This window comes from Roseburia sp. OM02-15 (assembly GCF_003481835.1).
GTDB classification, from domain to species: domain Bacteria; phylum Bacillota; class Clostridia; order Lachnospirales; family Lachnospiraceae; genus Eubacterium_I; species Eubacterium_I ramulus_A.
Window position 1 is genome coordinate 14,048 of record NZ_QULX01000028.1, and the last position, 15,114, is coordinate 29,161.

Sequence of the window (15,114 nt, forward strand, 5' to 3'; positions counted from 1 at the left end):
GTGTTTTTAGAATGTGGGGATTCGCATATCTTTGCCGCGACATAGATAAAAGAATCTGTATCTTTTGTTCATAGCATAAATGAAAAATCGTGAGATTTTTTCTTCGAAAGCGATTATTAGCTGAGAAGACAAAACCCCACGATTTTTCTTAATTTAACTATAGAAATAATAAATTGAATTTACAGGAAAATGTATTTCAGTATGAACAGCACCGTCAGAACATACATAAGAATACTGATCTTCTTTTTCTTTGCATTACCTGTGATAAGGTTTAATACAACATAAGAGATAACTCCCATGGAGATACCTTCGGAAATGCTGTAGAAGAATGGCATTGCCAGAATACAGATATAACATGGAATTGCCTCAATAACATCATTGAAGTTGATGTTTGTAACGTTTGTCAGCATGTAGAATCCTACGATTACCAGTGCCGGAGCTGTCGCGAAGGACGGAATGGCAAGGAAGATCGGGGATAACAGCAGAGCCAGACCAAACAGTACAGCTGTAGTAATAGATGTCAGACCTGTTCTACCACCTTCGGATACACCGGAAGCACTCTCTACGAATGTTGTAGTAGTGGATACACCGAGAACAGCACCAGCTGTAGTACCAACGGCATCTGCAAGTAATGCGCCTTTGATATGTGGAAGTTTGCCGTCTTTGTCAAGCATACCTGCTTTTGTAGATACCCCGATCAGCGTTCCGATGGTATCAAACATATCTACGAACAGGAATGCAAACAGGATAACTACAAAGTTCAATGATAATATACCAGAGAAATCCATCTTACAGAAGATCGGTGCGATACTCGGGATAGACAGACCGTTGCTGAAATCCGGAAGCAGGTTATAGAAACCAAGATCCGGGTTCGGAACATAAATGCCTGCTGCCTGACAGATCAGACCAAGTCCCCATGTGATCAGGATTCCCCAAAGGATATTTCCTTTGACATTTTTGATAACCAGAGCACCGGTGATAATAATACCGATGATCGCAAGCAGAACTGTGATTCCTACATCATTAAAAGTAGCTGTCACACCGTTCACCTGATTGTATTTGTCTACAGAGAACAGCTGAAGCAGTGTGGAACCGCCGATAACAATGTGTGCGTTCTGCAGACCGATAAATGCGATGAACAGACCGATACCAACGCTGACTGCGGATTTCAGGTTCTGTGGAATTGCATTGAAAATTGCTTCACGTACGTTTGTCAGAGACAGAACAATGAAGATGATACCCTCTGCAAATACCGCTGCCAGAGCGAACTGCCAGCTATAACCCATACCGATAACTACGGTATAAGCAAAGTACGCATTCAATCCCATACCAGGTGCCAGAGCAAATGGGTAATTGGCAAAAAGTGCCATTGCCAGCGTACCGATCAGTGCTGCCAGTGCAGTAGCAGTAAAGACTGCTCCGTGATCCATGCCGGCAGCAGACATGATACTCGGATTGACTGCCAGAATGTATGCCATGGTCATGAAGCTTGTGATTCCGGCAATGATTTCAGTTTTCACTGTCGTGCCGTTTTCTTTGAGCTTAAAAAACTTTTCTAACATAACTTTCTCTCCTTAGTTTGTTAAATGAAATGAGTAACGACACCATTATAGCGTCTTTTAAAGAAGAAAGAAAGTGCTTTTTTCGCCAAATAATGCGAACATTTATACAAATACCAAAAAATATTTCGTAAATGGAAAAATGTTATTCTTTCAGAGAGAATAGATTAATGCAAAAACCAGTAAAATGTTTATTTTTTCTTAGGGAGCGATTGGTAGCGGCCAAGACAAAATAAACATTTTACGTCCGTTTCCAATAACCCCAGAAAAATACATAGTATTCCTATGACATTATATGGATAAATATTATAAAATAAACACAATCGTAGAAGGGGAAGAAAACGTATGCGGTAAACTGTTCCCTGACAGAACAGGGAGAAACGAAGCGCGGACTGATGTTTTTCGTGGCACTGTTCAGTCGGTGTTACTGGATGATAGGAGCTGTGCTTGGTGGTGTCTTAGGTCAGCTGCTGCCTTTTGATATGGAGGGCATTGACTTCTGTATGACAGTACTTTTTGTCATTATTTTTATCGATCAGTGGGAAAAAGCAAAAAGTCATTTTCCGGCGTTGATCAGTATTGCAGCAGGAACTGCGATATATATGGTATTGATACGGATGATATAATACTATAAAATGCATCGAAAAAAAGATGGCATGTATCATGTATAATGAAGTTGCCATACATATATGGAAATAATAAAAAATCCCGTACATTACACTTATCAGATCTCTGATACGCTGTAACGTACGGGTATTTTTTATAGTTTTTTCTTTAACATTTCCGGATTGGTTGCATAGGAAAGTGCCGTTTCAGCGGTAACTTTTCCTGATTTTACCAATTGCTGCAGACTGTAATCCATGGAATGCATATCTTCTTTGTTCGCAGAGTAGACCGTTCCGTCAATCTGTGGAATCTTGTTATCACGGATCATATTTCGGATTGCAGGTGTCACTGTCATAACCTCAAAAGCCGGAACCTGTGTGCCGTCTGTCGCTGGAATCAACTGCTGAGAGACAACTGCCTGAAGCACCATGGAAAGCTGAACCGCAATCTGGCGCTGCTGGTTCGCAGGAAAAACGTCAATGATACGGTCAATGGTATTGGCAGCACCGATGGTATGCAGTGTGGAAAAAACCAGATGACCGGTTTCCGCTGCTGTCATAGCGACATCGATGGTTTCATAATCACGCATTTCTCCAAGAAGGATAACATCCGGACTCTGGCGAAGGGAAGCGCGTAGGGCATTGACATAGCTTAAGGTGTCAATATTGATCTCACGCTGACTGACAATACTTTTGTCATGGCGATGCAGATATTCGATCGGATCTTCCAGGGTGATGATATGTTTTTCCATTGTGTGGTTGATCTGGTTGACCAGACAGGCAAGGGTGGTTGATTTTCCGCTTCCGGCAGGACCGGTGACCAGAACCAGACCTTTGGATAATTTGGAAAAATCCATGACAGAATCAGGGATACCGATATCTTCCGGATGTGGCAGATCAAAGGTAATGACACGGATGACCGCAGAGAGTGCACCACGCTGTTTGTAGGCGCTGACACGGAATCTGGAAAGTCCCGGAACCGCGAAAGAAAAATCATCATCTCCGCGTTTTAACAGGTTGGAAATATCACGGTTTCCGGCTAATTCATAGATTTCTTCGACACAAGCCTGTGTTTCTTTTGGCATCAGTTTTTCTTCATGTTCGCGAAGAATCCGCCCGTTTGCACGATAGGAAGGCGGAAGACCGGCGACGATAAAAATATCCGATGCATGATCGGCAACTGCTTTTTGCAGCAAATCAGTAACTTTCATAATAAACATGCACCTTTCTTTTACTTTGTAATGAATGATGTAATATCTGTATACAAAATAATATCATTCTTGAATTATGTAGTTCTTTTATATAAGACTATATAGCACGATTTATTGATCGCTTCCAATCACAGGAAGTGTTGTCTGTTCTTCCCAGTCAGAAGTAGCTGCTTCTTTCCAGCGAAGAATCCGTCTGGAATGGTTGTCTGGATCTGCCAGAACCGTAACTTCCAACTGTTGACTGTCGGTTACCGGAATCGTGTAATCAATCTGCAGACCATCTGTTTCTTCTGTGACAGTGACATCACTGAGGTTTTGCAGTGCGGCAGCAGCATCTGATTTCTCCAAAGCGGTATCAATCTGTGCCAGACGTGCGGAAGCCTCTGAACTGGCACTGGCATAAGCAGTCTGGTGCGCTGCCAGTTTTTTTGTATAAGACTGGTCTCTCAGTGAACTGGACAGAGAGAGGGCTGCAAAAGTGACCAGACATAAAACGACAAAGATCACCAGCAGATAAGAGGTCCCAATCTGAAAACCCGGTTGGGAAGCGTGTTTTTTCTGTCTCATTGATCGGTCACCTCCTTATTGTGCCGGTTCCGGACAATAATCCGTTTCCATGGAATAAATGACAGAGGCATCATCCGCATCCGAAGCAGAACGTGCGGTAAACGTACCGTGCAGCAGAGCCCCCTGAGGATCTATCCGGATCTGAATCTCATAAGTTGCGTCTGACGAACTGCAAAGCTGCCAGTTTTTATCGTAAAATACGAGATATTCTGCAGAACCGTCTGCATTTTCTGAGACACTGGCATCTTCCGGCAGCAGAGCGGAAAAAGAATCCCCGGCAAGAAATACTTCGGAAAATCCGGATACCTTTTCCAATGCCGTATTCAGTTCCTGTGTCTGACGACTGATCAGATGTGCCCGGACAAAAATCTGCACACAGACCGCTGAGGTCAGACTGAAAAATAAAATTGCAATGATCAGTTCCAGCAAAAACAAGCTGGAACGTTTTGCAGATGTTCCTTTCATAGCATTCTCCTATGCGTTACGGCGTACTTTTGATACTGACATAAGTATCGGAAATACTGCCGTCTTTGTTTGTACAATACAGATGAAACAGTCCGTCCTGAGTTTCATCAAAGGAAAAACAGTCCGATGCGAGAATCTTGCGTCCATCGGAGGCTTTTGCATCGACACCATCCTGAATAAAAAGCTCCCGCAGGTAGCCGTCATATTCATAGAGATAAGTCACATAAGTCTGCTCCGAATAGGTCTGTCGGATCACAATGGCATCCTGCCCGTCAAAAGTTCCTGCATAGACAGCACCATATTCGTCTGCCAGATGAATCTTTTCCATCACATACGACAGCGCCGTGCGACTGGCAAAAGAATCCTCAGAGTCCTGCACCTGACGGCTGTAAGTTCCCGAAGCCAGAACAACCAGCGCGACCGAAGTGGCAGTCAGTACAAAAAAGAGCGCAAGAGGAAACAGAAAATCAATGACATGTTTCCGTTCAGTTCGTTCTCTCATGTTCCTTCCTCCTAACGTTCAATAACTGTAATATCCGGCAGAAGATTGGCTCCTGCAATCTGATAATCTACAAAAAAGGAATCCGTATCATATTGGATTCCGCAGGTGTCTTTCAACTCCTGCAGGGACTGTGGATAGCGCCCTTCTAATGCATAATATTGCGAGACACCGCGCCAGAGTGCGTTTTCCAGACTATTTTTCTGCTCCTGTTTTGCCTGCGCGGACAGATGGGAGATCCCACCGAAAAACAATCCACAGACACATAAAAATATCAGCAGTGACAGACACAGATTCCGCAGGGGATGGGAGCGTCTGCTGTGATAAAATCGTTCATTTTTCCGATGGAACATACCAGACACCTCCTATAATCCGGCCATGATGCCAAGCAGCGGCAGCATGACAGACAGCAGGATAATTCCCACGATCACAGACAGGATAATGACCAGTGTCGGTTCCAGTACGGAGATGAAGGATGTGATACGGTCATTTAACTCATCTTCGCAGCGGTCAGCAATCTGATCCATCACCTCATCCATCCTGCCGGATTTGCCGGCAATGGAAGTCATGCGGGCATAGACACCGGTGAAAACTTTGGATTTAACCAGTGCCACGGAGAGATCTGTACCCTGTTCCATTTCTTCTACACAATTTTTGATCTTTTCACGGAAATATGCATCTTCGATCAGGTTCCGGGAAAACTCCAGTCCGCGTTCCGGTGTCAGACCACTTTTTAATGCAAGTGCCATAGCTCCCGCGAAACGGCAGACAGAAGATTTTTCTGTGATCTCTCTGGAAAAACGAAACGCGTGTCCGAGTTTTCCAAGCTGTTTTCGCCCTCTTTCAGTACGTGTCAGATAAATGCCGGCAATGACGATGGCGACAATCAGAACAACAAATGCCAGCGCATAGCGGGAAAGCCCGTTTCCGACCATTAAAATGCCTCTGGATAAACCGGTCATTTCCGTACCGAGCTGCTGAAATACCTGCTGGAAAACAGGCATTACTTTTGTGATCAGAATCACAATGACAACAAGCATCATAATGATCATGATCAGCGGATAGGTCAGGGAATTACGGATATTTTTACTCAATGTCTCCTCACGGGTGTAGTGGGCAGCCAGAGAATCTATGACGTCGTCTAAGCGACCGGTTTCCTCTCCAATCTCTGTCATATGGATCAGATAAGCCGGAAATACATGGGTCTGTTCCAGGGCATCGGCGAAGGTGTGTCCCTCCAGCATTGACTGATACATGCTGTTGATCAGTTCTTTTTCCAGTTCGTTCTGGGTATCTTCCATCAGAAGCTCCAACCCTTCCAGTGCTGAGATACCTGATTTCAGGATCATCGACATCTCACCGCAGAATGATGCGATTTCCGGATAGGCTAACGATTTTTGCTGCGTCTGCTTTTCCATTCTTTTGTATCCTCCATTTTGATTTCTGCATATGGTTTTTGTATAGGTTCTGATAAGTACAATATTTGAAAAAATAGTGTTTACAAAGCTATTATTTTCAGAGATATTGTTTTCGGTTATGAGCAAGTAGCGAAGCGGATTGCGAATATCCGCTTGACCAGGTAGATTAATAGGTATATTTTGTTACATAATTGCTTCCGTCACCGACGTATTTTTTGACATTGGAAGCACTGTTACTGGCAGCCAGTGTAGGATCCATGATGGACCAGCTTTTTCCGTCAAATTCAATAATATTGTCCACCCATCCAACTTCCGTCACATAGCAGCTGATCCATGCGTGGTAAACGTCACCGGAATAGCCGACATCCAATTTGGTCGGAATCCGTTGAGACCGGAGCATTGCCGACATCAGGGATGCATAGTCGAAACAGATTCCCCTGCCGGAGGAAAGGGTGTCATCCGGAACCGGGATATAACCATAAGGAACCGATGCGGCTTTTTTCTCATCGTAAGTGATATTTTCGATGACATAGTTATAAATATTTGTGATGGCATCCAGATCTGTATTACAACCCTGTGCCAGTTCTTCTCCCTTTTTGACGCAGGCAGAATCAGAATTGAAATTTACATAAAAATTCGGGTATAAAAAGGGGGAAAATTCATCGGAGATCTGAACATCCAGATCCTGTGTAAAAGAAACTGCATACAGATTATCTTCCACCGATACGGATTCCAACAGTGTGATCTTGTAGGTGCCATTTCCGCCGGGAAGGGGATAAACGAAATAATCTTCCGAAGCTGTCACCGGATAGGTGTATTCTGTGCCCTCCGGCAATGTCACCTGAACTTTTACTTTTTCGTTGCTGCCGCTGTAGCGAAGCATCACATAGCCATCGGAAGTGTGGGAGGCATCCAGTGCCACCAGATCGTTTCCATAAGTGACGTCCCCGGAAGCCTGTGCGGTCAGTACCTGTGACGTTGCATCCCGGGTGCCCTGTGCAGACTGTGTATCTGATTCCCCGGCAACTGTCGCTTCTTTATTGCTGCCGGAACCAGTGTCAGAAGAAGTGCATCCGGTGGCAAAAAGCAGCACACAGCAAAGCAGAAAAAGGGGGATTCTGCCTGCGCACAGACGCCAGCTTTTTTTGCGATGATATAGCACGAAGCGATCCTCCTTCCTGAAAAATAATCATAAAATAGTCCTGCTATTTATATAGAAAAAACATTACAAAAAGCTTAAAAATAAAAATAGTTGAAATAATGTTAATTAACAATAATTATACCACATTTGAGCATTAAGGAAAAGAGATACAAATCATAGATTTCGATTGACAAATAATCGGGGGACTTTTACAATTATCTTAAGCAAGGGAAAATCGTTATATAGAAACGAGGAAGAAAAATGAATGAAAAATTACCGATATTGAATGTTCACATGCTTGGGGATTTTTCTGTTATGTATGGGAATCAACCAATATCATTTGGAAAGAACACAACCACAAAAGCAATGAAACTTTTACAGATTCTTTTGTATCATGGGGAACAGGGCATTTCCAGAGAAAAACTGCTGAACGCATTGTATGTACGGGAAGAACTGGCAGATGCCTCGAACAACCTTCGTGTTACAGTTCATCGTCTGAAAAAGATCATCGTTGATGCAGGACTTCCGGCAGATGAATATATACACATAAAAAAGGGTATTTACAGCTGGCAGGCACCGATGAGAGTGGAAGTCGATGTGAAACGATTTGTTTCCTTATATAAAGAATCAAAAGAATGCACAGATAAGGAACGTAAAGAAGAACTGTTAACACAGGTCTGCCAGATGTATCACGGAGAATTCCTTCCGGCATTGTCCGGGGAAGAATGGGTGCTTCTGGAAAGTATTCAGTACAAAAAGATCTACAGTGAATCATTAAAGGAACTTTGCGAGAGCCTGATGACAAAAGGTGAATATGAAGAAGTGCTGGCACTGTGCGAATCTGCATGCAGGATGTATCCGTTTGATGAGTGGCAGTCAGTGCGTATTGAATGTTTTATCAGGTTGAAACGTTTTAAAGAAGCGTTAAAAGAGTATGAGGATACAGCAAAGCTTTTCTTTGAAGAACTTGGTATTACACCGTCGGATCGTTTACTGAAACAGTTTGACGAGATGAGTAATCAGATGAATCATACCAATCCGAGGGAAATTAACGAGATTAAGGAACGTCTGAAAGAAGACAGTGACCGCGGCGGCGCTTACTATTGCAGTCTGCCAAGTTTCCGCGACAGCTACCGTCTGGTTTCCAGAATGTTAGAACGAAACGGTCAGTCTGCATATCTGATGCTTTGCAGTATCACAGATGGAAAGGGACATCCGATGGAGAAACCGGAGAAATTGGCAGTGATGGCAGAGGAATTACAAAACTCCATCCAACACAGTCTGCGTCGGGGAGATTCTTTTACGAAATACAGTTCTTCTCAGTATTTGATTCTGCTGACAGGGACAAATAAGGAAAATTGCGGAATGATTTTTGACCGTCTCCGGAAATATTTTTCACGGGAGCATAAAAGCTGGGGAAAAAATCTGGAATATTTTGTGTCCTCTATTGCAGATGTGGAAAATCCGGATTCTCCGATTCAGTTTCAAAAGGATAAAAATGTATGGTAACGGATGAAATATTCCATGACAGTTATCATATAACAATATTTGATGTATGAATGCGTTATGAAGTGATGATCAGAGAACTTGGAAGGGGAATGGCATAAATATGGAGCAGAAGCAGTCAATCGCCTGGCATGTGCCAAACCTGCTCAGCATTTGCATCGACAGCGTTGCAGATGGCGAAATGTCAGGAGAGATTTATCATTGTTACAAGAAAGAACCATTAAAATTCAGCAATATCATTCGGATGATCGAAACTGCGGATAAATTTTTTGATCAGATTAAATTTCCACAATCAGCGACACAGATACGTTCCTTTGAAAAAAAAGAACCGACCATGGAAGCTGTACCGGAAAAGGTTTGTATACCCCAGGAAGTGTTGGAAAAACGCGGTGCGAAAGGCACATTTTTACTGAATGTGAAATACCGCCAGAATTCATCCTGGCAGGGCGTGATTCAGTGGGTGGAAGGGGATTTGACATATTCATTTTCCAGTGTGCTGGAGCTGCTGAAGATATTAAGTAATGTGATGCAATAAGTTGTTTTATAAACAGTAGTAATGCGATGATTAATAAAAGCGGATTTTCGACAGATGTCGGGAATCCGCTTTTTACATATTCTTTATACAGACAGAAAAGAAATTTAAAAATACTGATAAAAAATGCCTGAAATATATGATTTTCCTGCAAAAATGAATATAACACATATTGAAATGTAAGATAGACTGAGTCCATGAAAAACATTACAAAATATTACAAAAAAACAAAACATTACAAGAAAAGATAAAAAAGTTAATACACAATGTCGAAAAGTAATGTTTTGTGTAATGGGTGGTAATATACAATGCTAACATACAACAAAGATGATAAATAAGCTGGAAAGATAAGAAGGTACTGACATGAGTAATAGACAGAAAAAGACAGAAACATTTATTATAAAAGTCATGGATCAGCAGAATGCAACCTGGCAGGGCAGTGTTACCTGGGTAGATGAACAGCGAGAGCAGTACTTTCGAAGTACTCTGGAACTGCTAAAACTGATAGATGGTGCATTAGAAAAACGTAATGATGACGAAGAAAACAGCGATGAAGATAAAAGGAGGACGCCATGAAACATACAAAGAAAAAACGGCTATTGGCAATCGTGCTTTGCATGATACTGGTGTTAAGTACCGGAATAGCAGCCTTTGCCAATGAAAATGTTGGACTTCAGTCCGTTGCGTGTCAGGCAGCAACGCTGGAGCGAGTAATGAAAAATGCAGATGGTGAGGAAGTAGGAACACTGATCGCGGATATTCCGGAAGGCGCATTCCTGGCAAGTTCATCGGACGCAAATATACAGATGGATGTACAGGCAGACGTCGGTGCAGACGGTGTTCTTGACCGTGTACAGCAGCAGCTTGAGGCAAACGGTGAAACAGGTTATACACTGAACAATTATGTGATGGCTGATGTTACATTTTATGTAAACGGTGAAAAACAGATACCTCAGCAGCCAATCACATTCCATGTGTCAGGAACAAGTATTGATACAGAGAATGTAATGGCTTTCGCAGATGACAGACAGAATACAACGACTCTGATGGATGCAGACACAGATGAAAACGGTGGATTACAGTTTACAGCACAGCCATTTACTTCTGAGACAGTTGTATATGGTATTTTCGATGTAACTGAAGCAGCAGAGGAAAATACCGACAGTGAAAATGCAATTGCAATTGATACTCAGGCAGAAGCTACTTACGAGCAGACATACAGTGATGATCAGGTGGAAATCAAAGTTTCTGCAGCAGAAGGAGTGCTTCCGGAAGATGCACAGTTAAGTGTTACACCAATTGTAAAGACAGACATCACAGATAAAATGTCTAAGGAAGAAAAACAGACAGCAGAAGAGATTAATACAAAATATGATGAGACAGAGCAGAAGCTGAATGAAAAAGCAACGGAAGAGTCTTATAGCGTTGCTGGTTTCCTTGCATATGACATTACTTTTACAGATAAAGATGGAAATAAAATTGAGCCGACCGGAGATGTAAATGTTTCTATGAACTATAAGGAAGCAACAATTCCGGAAGAGGCTCAGAAAGCAATCGAAGAAAAAACAGATGATGCGGCAATGAACGTAACCGTAATGCATTTGGAAGAGAATGCACAGGGTGAAGTAGAAAAAGTTGTAGATATGGTTGCTGATGAGAATGAAAAGGCAAATGTTGAAACAACTGATACGCAGAGTGTTCAGAAAGCAGAATTTGTAAGTGATAGTTTCTCTGTATTTACATTGACTTGGAATAAGAGCACATATTCTAAAAATTATAATAGCTCAATTTCAATAAAAGTGGTAGATTCTACTGGAGCTGATATCGGGGAAAATACTTCCTACACATTTAATAGTAGCACATATAATGGTTGGAATGTATCTGGCTCTGGCTCGCTGGAACTGGAAGCTATAAAAAAAGATATAACAGATTATACATATAACAAAGCTACTTTAGATAGTGTGACCGGAACGGAAATTACAAATGTACAATGCAATGTGTTAGAATCCGGGTGGGGACAAGAACCTACATATACTTGGCAATATTCAAGCGATGGCACAAATTGGAATGATTTGGGAACACATACAATCTATTTTGTATATGACCGTAATCCGGATGTTCGCATCAAAGATGATATTGTTAATACTGGTAAATTAGAAGCGGAGTATGCACCGAATTCAACGGGAACGGTACCTGAAGTTACATCTTACACTTGGTATAGAAGCGATTCAAAGACAGGTAATTATACAAAAGTAGAGAGGGTTAAATATCAGGCTACAGAAACAAATATAAAATCTAATCTTTCTGACAATGGAAGAGAGTTATACCCTGCATATGATGATGGCGCAAGAAAATGGTATAAAGTTAAAGTAACACTGTCTGATGGCAAGGAAGAAGAATCTTTACCATTCCAGGTAACCTACTATGATCAATTACAAAACGGAAGTTTTGAAAAACCGGTAGCAAATAAGCAGTGGTCAAATGCAGATTATAAAGCGGCAGGCGGCGTTTGGCAAACGACTGGAATTGGTGGAACAGGAAAAATAGGACAGGATATTGAAATTGTAAATCCATCGATAAATAAAGGTGGTTATTCAGACTATTCATGGAAACAGAGTGAATGGGAAGTAGACGGAACCACAAATAAGTCAAAAGCACCTGCAGATGGTAATCAGTTCGCAGAATTGAACTGTGAGGCTGCCGGAGCATTATATCAGGATGTGCTGACAAAAGAGAATGTATCTTTAAATTACTGGTTATCTCACCATGCGAGAGGAACAAATCCTAATAGTAATCAAAGAGATACGATGTTTCTTGTTATTATGCCAACTTCCATGGCAAAAGACCTGACTTCACAGAGATCGTTAGAAAATAAACTTACAGAGTTAGGCGTAGATGTAACAGCACGAGATGATTATAGTGATGCTGGAAGCAACAATATTGTATATGGAAACACTCCGGAACAAAAAGCAACTGGCGTCATGGTTGTGAGAATTACCAGTTCAAATCAGCAATGGTAGACGGTAAGTGGAACGAATTATACACCTACATCTAGTTTGACAAGATTTTTCTTTATGTCTGGAAGAACGGAAAACGGAAGTCTTACAGTAGGTAACTTCCTCGATAACGTTGGCTTTTCACAGGAAATGCCACCAGTGGCTGATGATGAATTTTCACTTCAGATCAAAAAAGATTTCAAAGGCCTTGGAAGCACAGATATTAATAAAGTAATACGTAATATCAGCTTTAAAATTAATGCAGCTAAGGATGGAAAAGAATTAACAGATGATCAAGTGACTGAGCTGTTTGGAAGAAACACGATTTCTGGAACAGAAATGACACAGCAGATAGATGGAAGTCTGGTATACACAATCGCAAATAAAAAAATTGGTGTAAATGACAGCTATCAGGTTACAATTACCGAGGAAAATGCTGGATTAAATGGATATACTTTAAAGACAAGTGCAAAAACCAGTATCCAGACAGATGGCAATAAAGATAGTGCAACAGAAAGCAATGGATCCGTTATTGCTGAGTTAAAAGGTAAAGTAGCAGCGACAGTTACATTTACAAATGAGTATGGGGAAAATAACCTTAAAAATGTTCATTTCACAAAGATTTGGGATGATGCGAATAATAAATATGAAACAAGACCAACAAGTCTCAATGTTACATTACATGGAACTTACAAAGTAACTGAAAATGGAACAACACAGACAAAAACGTTAGATCTTACAAATATGGTGACACCGAGTACTACGATTACTATAAATAAGGATAGTGAGTGGAAGTGCTCATGGAAGGTACCAGTATATTATACGCTTGAAAATGGTACAAAAGTAAAGATTAATTACACAGTAACAGAAGGTGATAATGATAGCGAATATGTGTATAAAGCTGTAACAGATGAGAAAGGAAATGCAATTTCTGGTGATGGATCTCACTATGAATCAACATTTACAGGAATAACTTCCGAATCTGCAAATAGTGATACAACAAATGGCGCATCTGAGAAAAAAGGAATCTTATCCAGAATTCGTACTGCAGTAGCAAGCGTGTTTGCAGATACAAACAGTGTTGCAGTTACCAGTGCGGAAGATACAGAAGCACATGCGCTTGGTGAACCGGCACATACGAAATATATCACATATAATGAAGATACTTCAGATTATACATTGAATTTGGATGTGACTGGTGCAAAGGGAAGTGCAAAAGGCGTAGATGTACTGTTTGTAATTGATACTTCCGGAAGTATGGGAAAAGGTGACGGTAGTAGTACTTATACAAATTTGCTTCCAACGGTTAAATCTTTATTAACAGATACAAATGGTATTGTAGATAAGATTTTTGCAAAAGATGGAAATACGAATTCCATAGCAATGGTTTCGTTCTCAGACCAAAATGATACAAAAACCACTTCCTGGTATACTGCCAGTGAAAAAGCAACATTTAAAACAAGTGTTAAGCAGCTAAGTGCTTCCGGTGGAACAAACTGGACCTATGCCATGGTTAAGGCACAGGAGTTACTTGCACAAAGATCCAACAGCGGAAATGATAAGGTTGTAATATTCCTTTCTGATGGAAAACCAACCTATTCATGCGAGAAAAAAACATCTTGGTATGGAGCATCATATTGGGAAGAAACTGGTAACGGACGTGAGACAAAGGATAAATACTATACTGAAGCAGCAGCGCAGGTAACTGGTTCTCTCAGCAATGCAAAAATGTATTCTGTATATTTAACCAGTGGAACAAAATCTGGAATGAAAACATTTTCGGATAAGTTGAGTAATTCTGACTTGGTTGATGGAACGAACTTAAATTCAGCATTGACAATCATTTTGAATAAGGTAATTCCTACTTATAAAAATGTTACGATTACAGATACATTAAGTGAGTATGTGGATTTTGTTGGAAATGAGCCAAATGTAACCGTTACCAAGAAAACAACTGGAAATAATATTGTTACTCTTGTAAATGGTACTGATTATACAGCGAATGTAAGCGGTAAGAAAGTATCCGTTAGGTTACTGAACGGAAATTCACTGGAAGATGGTGCTACTTACACAGTAAGCTTCAAAGTAAAACCATCTGATGCAGCAAATTCCTATTATGCAACACATAAGGAGTATCCGAATACAGGAGATGCCGGAACAGGAAGTACGAGTGCTGGTAAGAAGGGGTTCTATTCAAATAATAGCGCCCAGACAACACTGCAATACGAAATTGATGGAACTGATGATGGATTACAGACAACTTCCTATATTAAACCGGTTGTTCAGGTCACGACTCATACACTCACCTATACAAAAGTATGGAATCAGCCAGAAGGTATAGCAGCACCTACAAAGGATATTATTCTGCATGTTACATATACAGATGGAACAACTGGTGAGATTACACTTAGAAGTCAGGATGGCTATACTTATCAGGAAACTGTTCCGGTAACGAAGAGCATTGCTCAGATTACAGAAGATGCAGTAGAAGATTATGCGGCATCTTACAGCATTACAGATCGGGGTACATATGCAGTTGTTACAAATAATTATCAAAAATTATATATGTCTTTTTGACTATCTTTTTATATCTTCTTAAATGTCCGCAAAGCCTT

Annotated in this window: 14 protein-coding genes; 6 read left to right on the forward strand and 8 right to left on the reverse strand. The window is 41.1% G+C overall.

Features of this window, described 5'->3' with window-relative positions; genetic code table 11:
* Window positions 1–179 precede the first annotated feature (179 nt).
* Complete coding sequence (locus tag DXB15_RS15580; RefSeq protein WP_118703446.1) at window positions 180–1,562, reverse strand: NCS2 family permease; 1,383 nt, start codon at window positions 1,560–1,562, stop codon at window positions 180–182.
* A gap of 392 nt (window positions 1,563–1,954) precedes the next feature.
* Here DXB15_RS15580 and DXB15_RS15585 point away from each other — a divergent pair, with 392 nt between their 5' ends.
* On the forward strand, window positions 1,955–2,185 hold the full coding sequence (locus tag DXB15_RS15585) for a hypothetical protein (protein WP_177957387.1): 231 nt from the start codon (window positions 1,955–1,957) through the stop codon (window positions 2,183–2,185).
* Between the two features lie 134 nt (window positions 2,186–2,319).
* Here the strand turns inward: DXB15_RS15585 and DXB15_RS15590 are convergent, their stop codons facing one another.
* From DXB15_RS15590 to DXB15_RS15620, 7 genes are all read right to left on the reverse strand, one after another.
* Window positions 2,320–3,375 (reverse strand): type IV pilus twitching motility protein PilT, encoded by a 1,056-nt coding sequence (locus DXB15_RS15590; protein WP_118703451.1) that lies wholly within the window; start codon window positions 3,373–3,375, stop codon window positions 2,320–2,322.
* 111 nt (window positions 3,376–3,486) lie between these two features.
* Window positions 3,487–3,942 (reverse strand): hypothetical protein, encoded by a 456-nt coding sequence (locus DXB15_RS15595; protein ID WP_118703447.1) that lies wholly within the window; start codon window positions 3,940–3,942, stop codon window positions 3,487–3,489.
* Between the two features lie 15 nt (window positions 3,943–3,957).
* Window positions 3,958–4,407 carry a hypothetical protein gene (locus DXB15_RS15600; protein ID WP_109215945.1) on the reverse strand — a complete coding sequence of 150 codons (450 nt, stop codon included), beginning with the start codon at window positions 4,405–4,407 and terminating at the stop codon, window positions 3,958–3,960.
* A gap of 16 nt (window positions 4,408–4,423) precedes the next feature.
* Window positions 4,424–4,909: a DUF4860 domain-containing protein gene (locus DXB15_RS15605; RefSeq protein ID WP_109215944.1), complete on the reverse strand. Its 486-nt coding sequence runs from the start codon at window positions 4,907–4,909 to the stop codon at window positions 4,424–4,426.
* Window positions 4,910–4,920: 11 nt separating this feature from the next.
* A complete protein-coding gene (locus DXB15_RS15610) occupies window positions 4,921–5,259 on the reverse strand; it encodes a hypothetical protein (RefSeq protein ID WP_109215943.1) in 339 nt (112 codons plus the stop codon).
* Window positions 5,260–5,271: 12 nt separating this feature from the next.
* Window positions 5,272–6,324 carry a type II secretion system F family protein gene (locus DXB15_RS15615; protein WP_109215942.1) on the reverse strand — a complete coding sequence of 351 codons (1,053 nt, stop codon included), beginning with the start codon at window positions 6,322–6,324 and terminating at the stop codon, window positions 5,272–5,274.
* Window positions 6,325–6,490: 166 nt separating this feature from the next.
* Window positions 6,491–7,486: a transglutaminase-like domain-containing protein gene (locus DXB15_RS15620; RefSeq protein WP_243115674.1), complete on the reverse strand. Its 996-nt coding sequence runs from the start codon at window positions 7,484–7,486 to the stop codon at window positions 6,491–6,493.
* A 240-nt stretch (window positions 7,487–7,726) separates the two neighbouring features.
* Between DXB15_RS15620 and DXB15_RS15625 the strand changes: the two genes are divergently transcribed.
* From DXB15_RS15625 to DXB15_RS15645, 5 genes are all read left to right on the forward strand, one after another.
* On the forward strand, window positions 7,727–8,974 hold the full coding sequence (locus tag DXB15_RS15625) for an AfsR/SARP family transcriptional regulator (protein ID WP_118703448.1): 1,248 nt from the start codon (window positions 7,727–7,729) through the stop codon (window positions 8,972–8,974).
* Window positions 8,975–9,074: 100 nt separating this feature from the next.
* A complete protein-coding gene (locus DXB15_RS15630; protein ID WP_109215947.1) occupies window positions 9,075–9,506 on the forward strand; it encodes a hypothetical protein in 432 nt (143 codons plus the stop codon).
* 360 nt (window positions 9,507–9,866) lie between these two features.
* Window positions 9,867–10,079 carry a hypothetical protein gene (locus tag DXB15_RS15635; RefSeq protein ID WP_109215940.1) on the forward strand — a complete coding sequence of 71 codons (213 nt, stop codon included), beginning with the start codon at window positions 9,867–9,869 and terminating at the stop codon, window positions 10,077–10,079.
* Window positions 10,076–12,523 (forward strand): hypothetical protein, encoded by a 2,448-nt coding sequence (locus DXB15_RS15640; RefSeq protein ID WP_118703449.1) that lies wholly within the window; start codon window positions 10,076–10,078, stop codon window positions 12,521–12,523. Before DXB15_RS15635 ends, DXB15_RS15640 begins: the two co-directional genes overlap by 4 nt.
* A 54-nt stretch (window positions 12,524–12,577) precedes the next feature.
* Complete coding sequence (locus DXB15_RS15645) at window positions 12,578–15,076, forward strand: DUF7604 domain-containing protein (protein ID WP_118703450.1); 2,499 nt, start codon at window positions 12,578–12,580, stop codon at window positions 15,074–15,076.
* Window positions 15,077–15,114 lie beyond the last annotated feature (38 nt).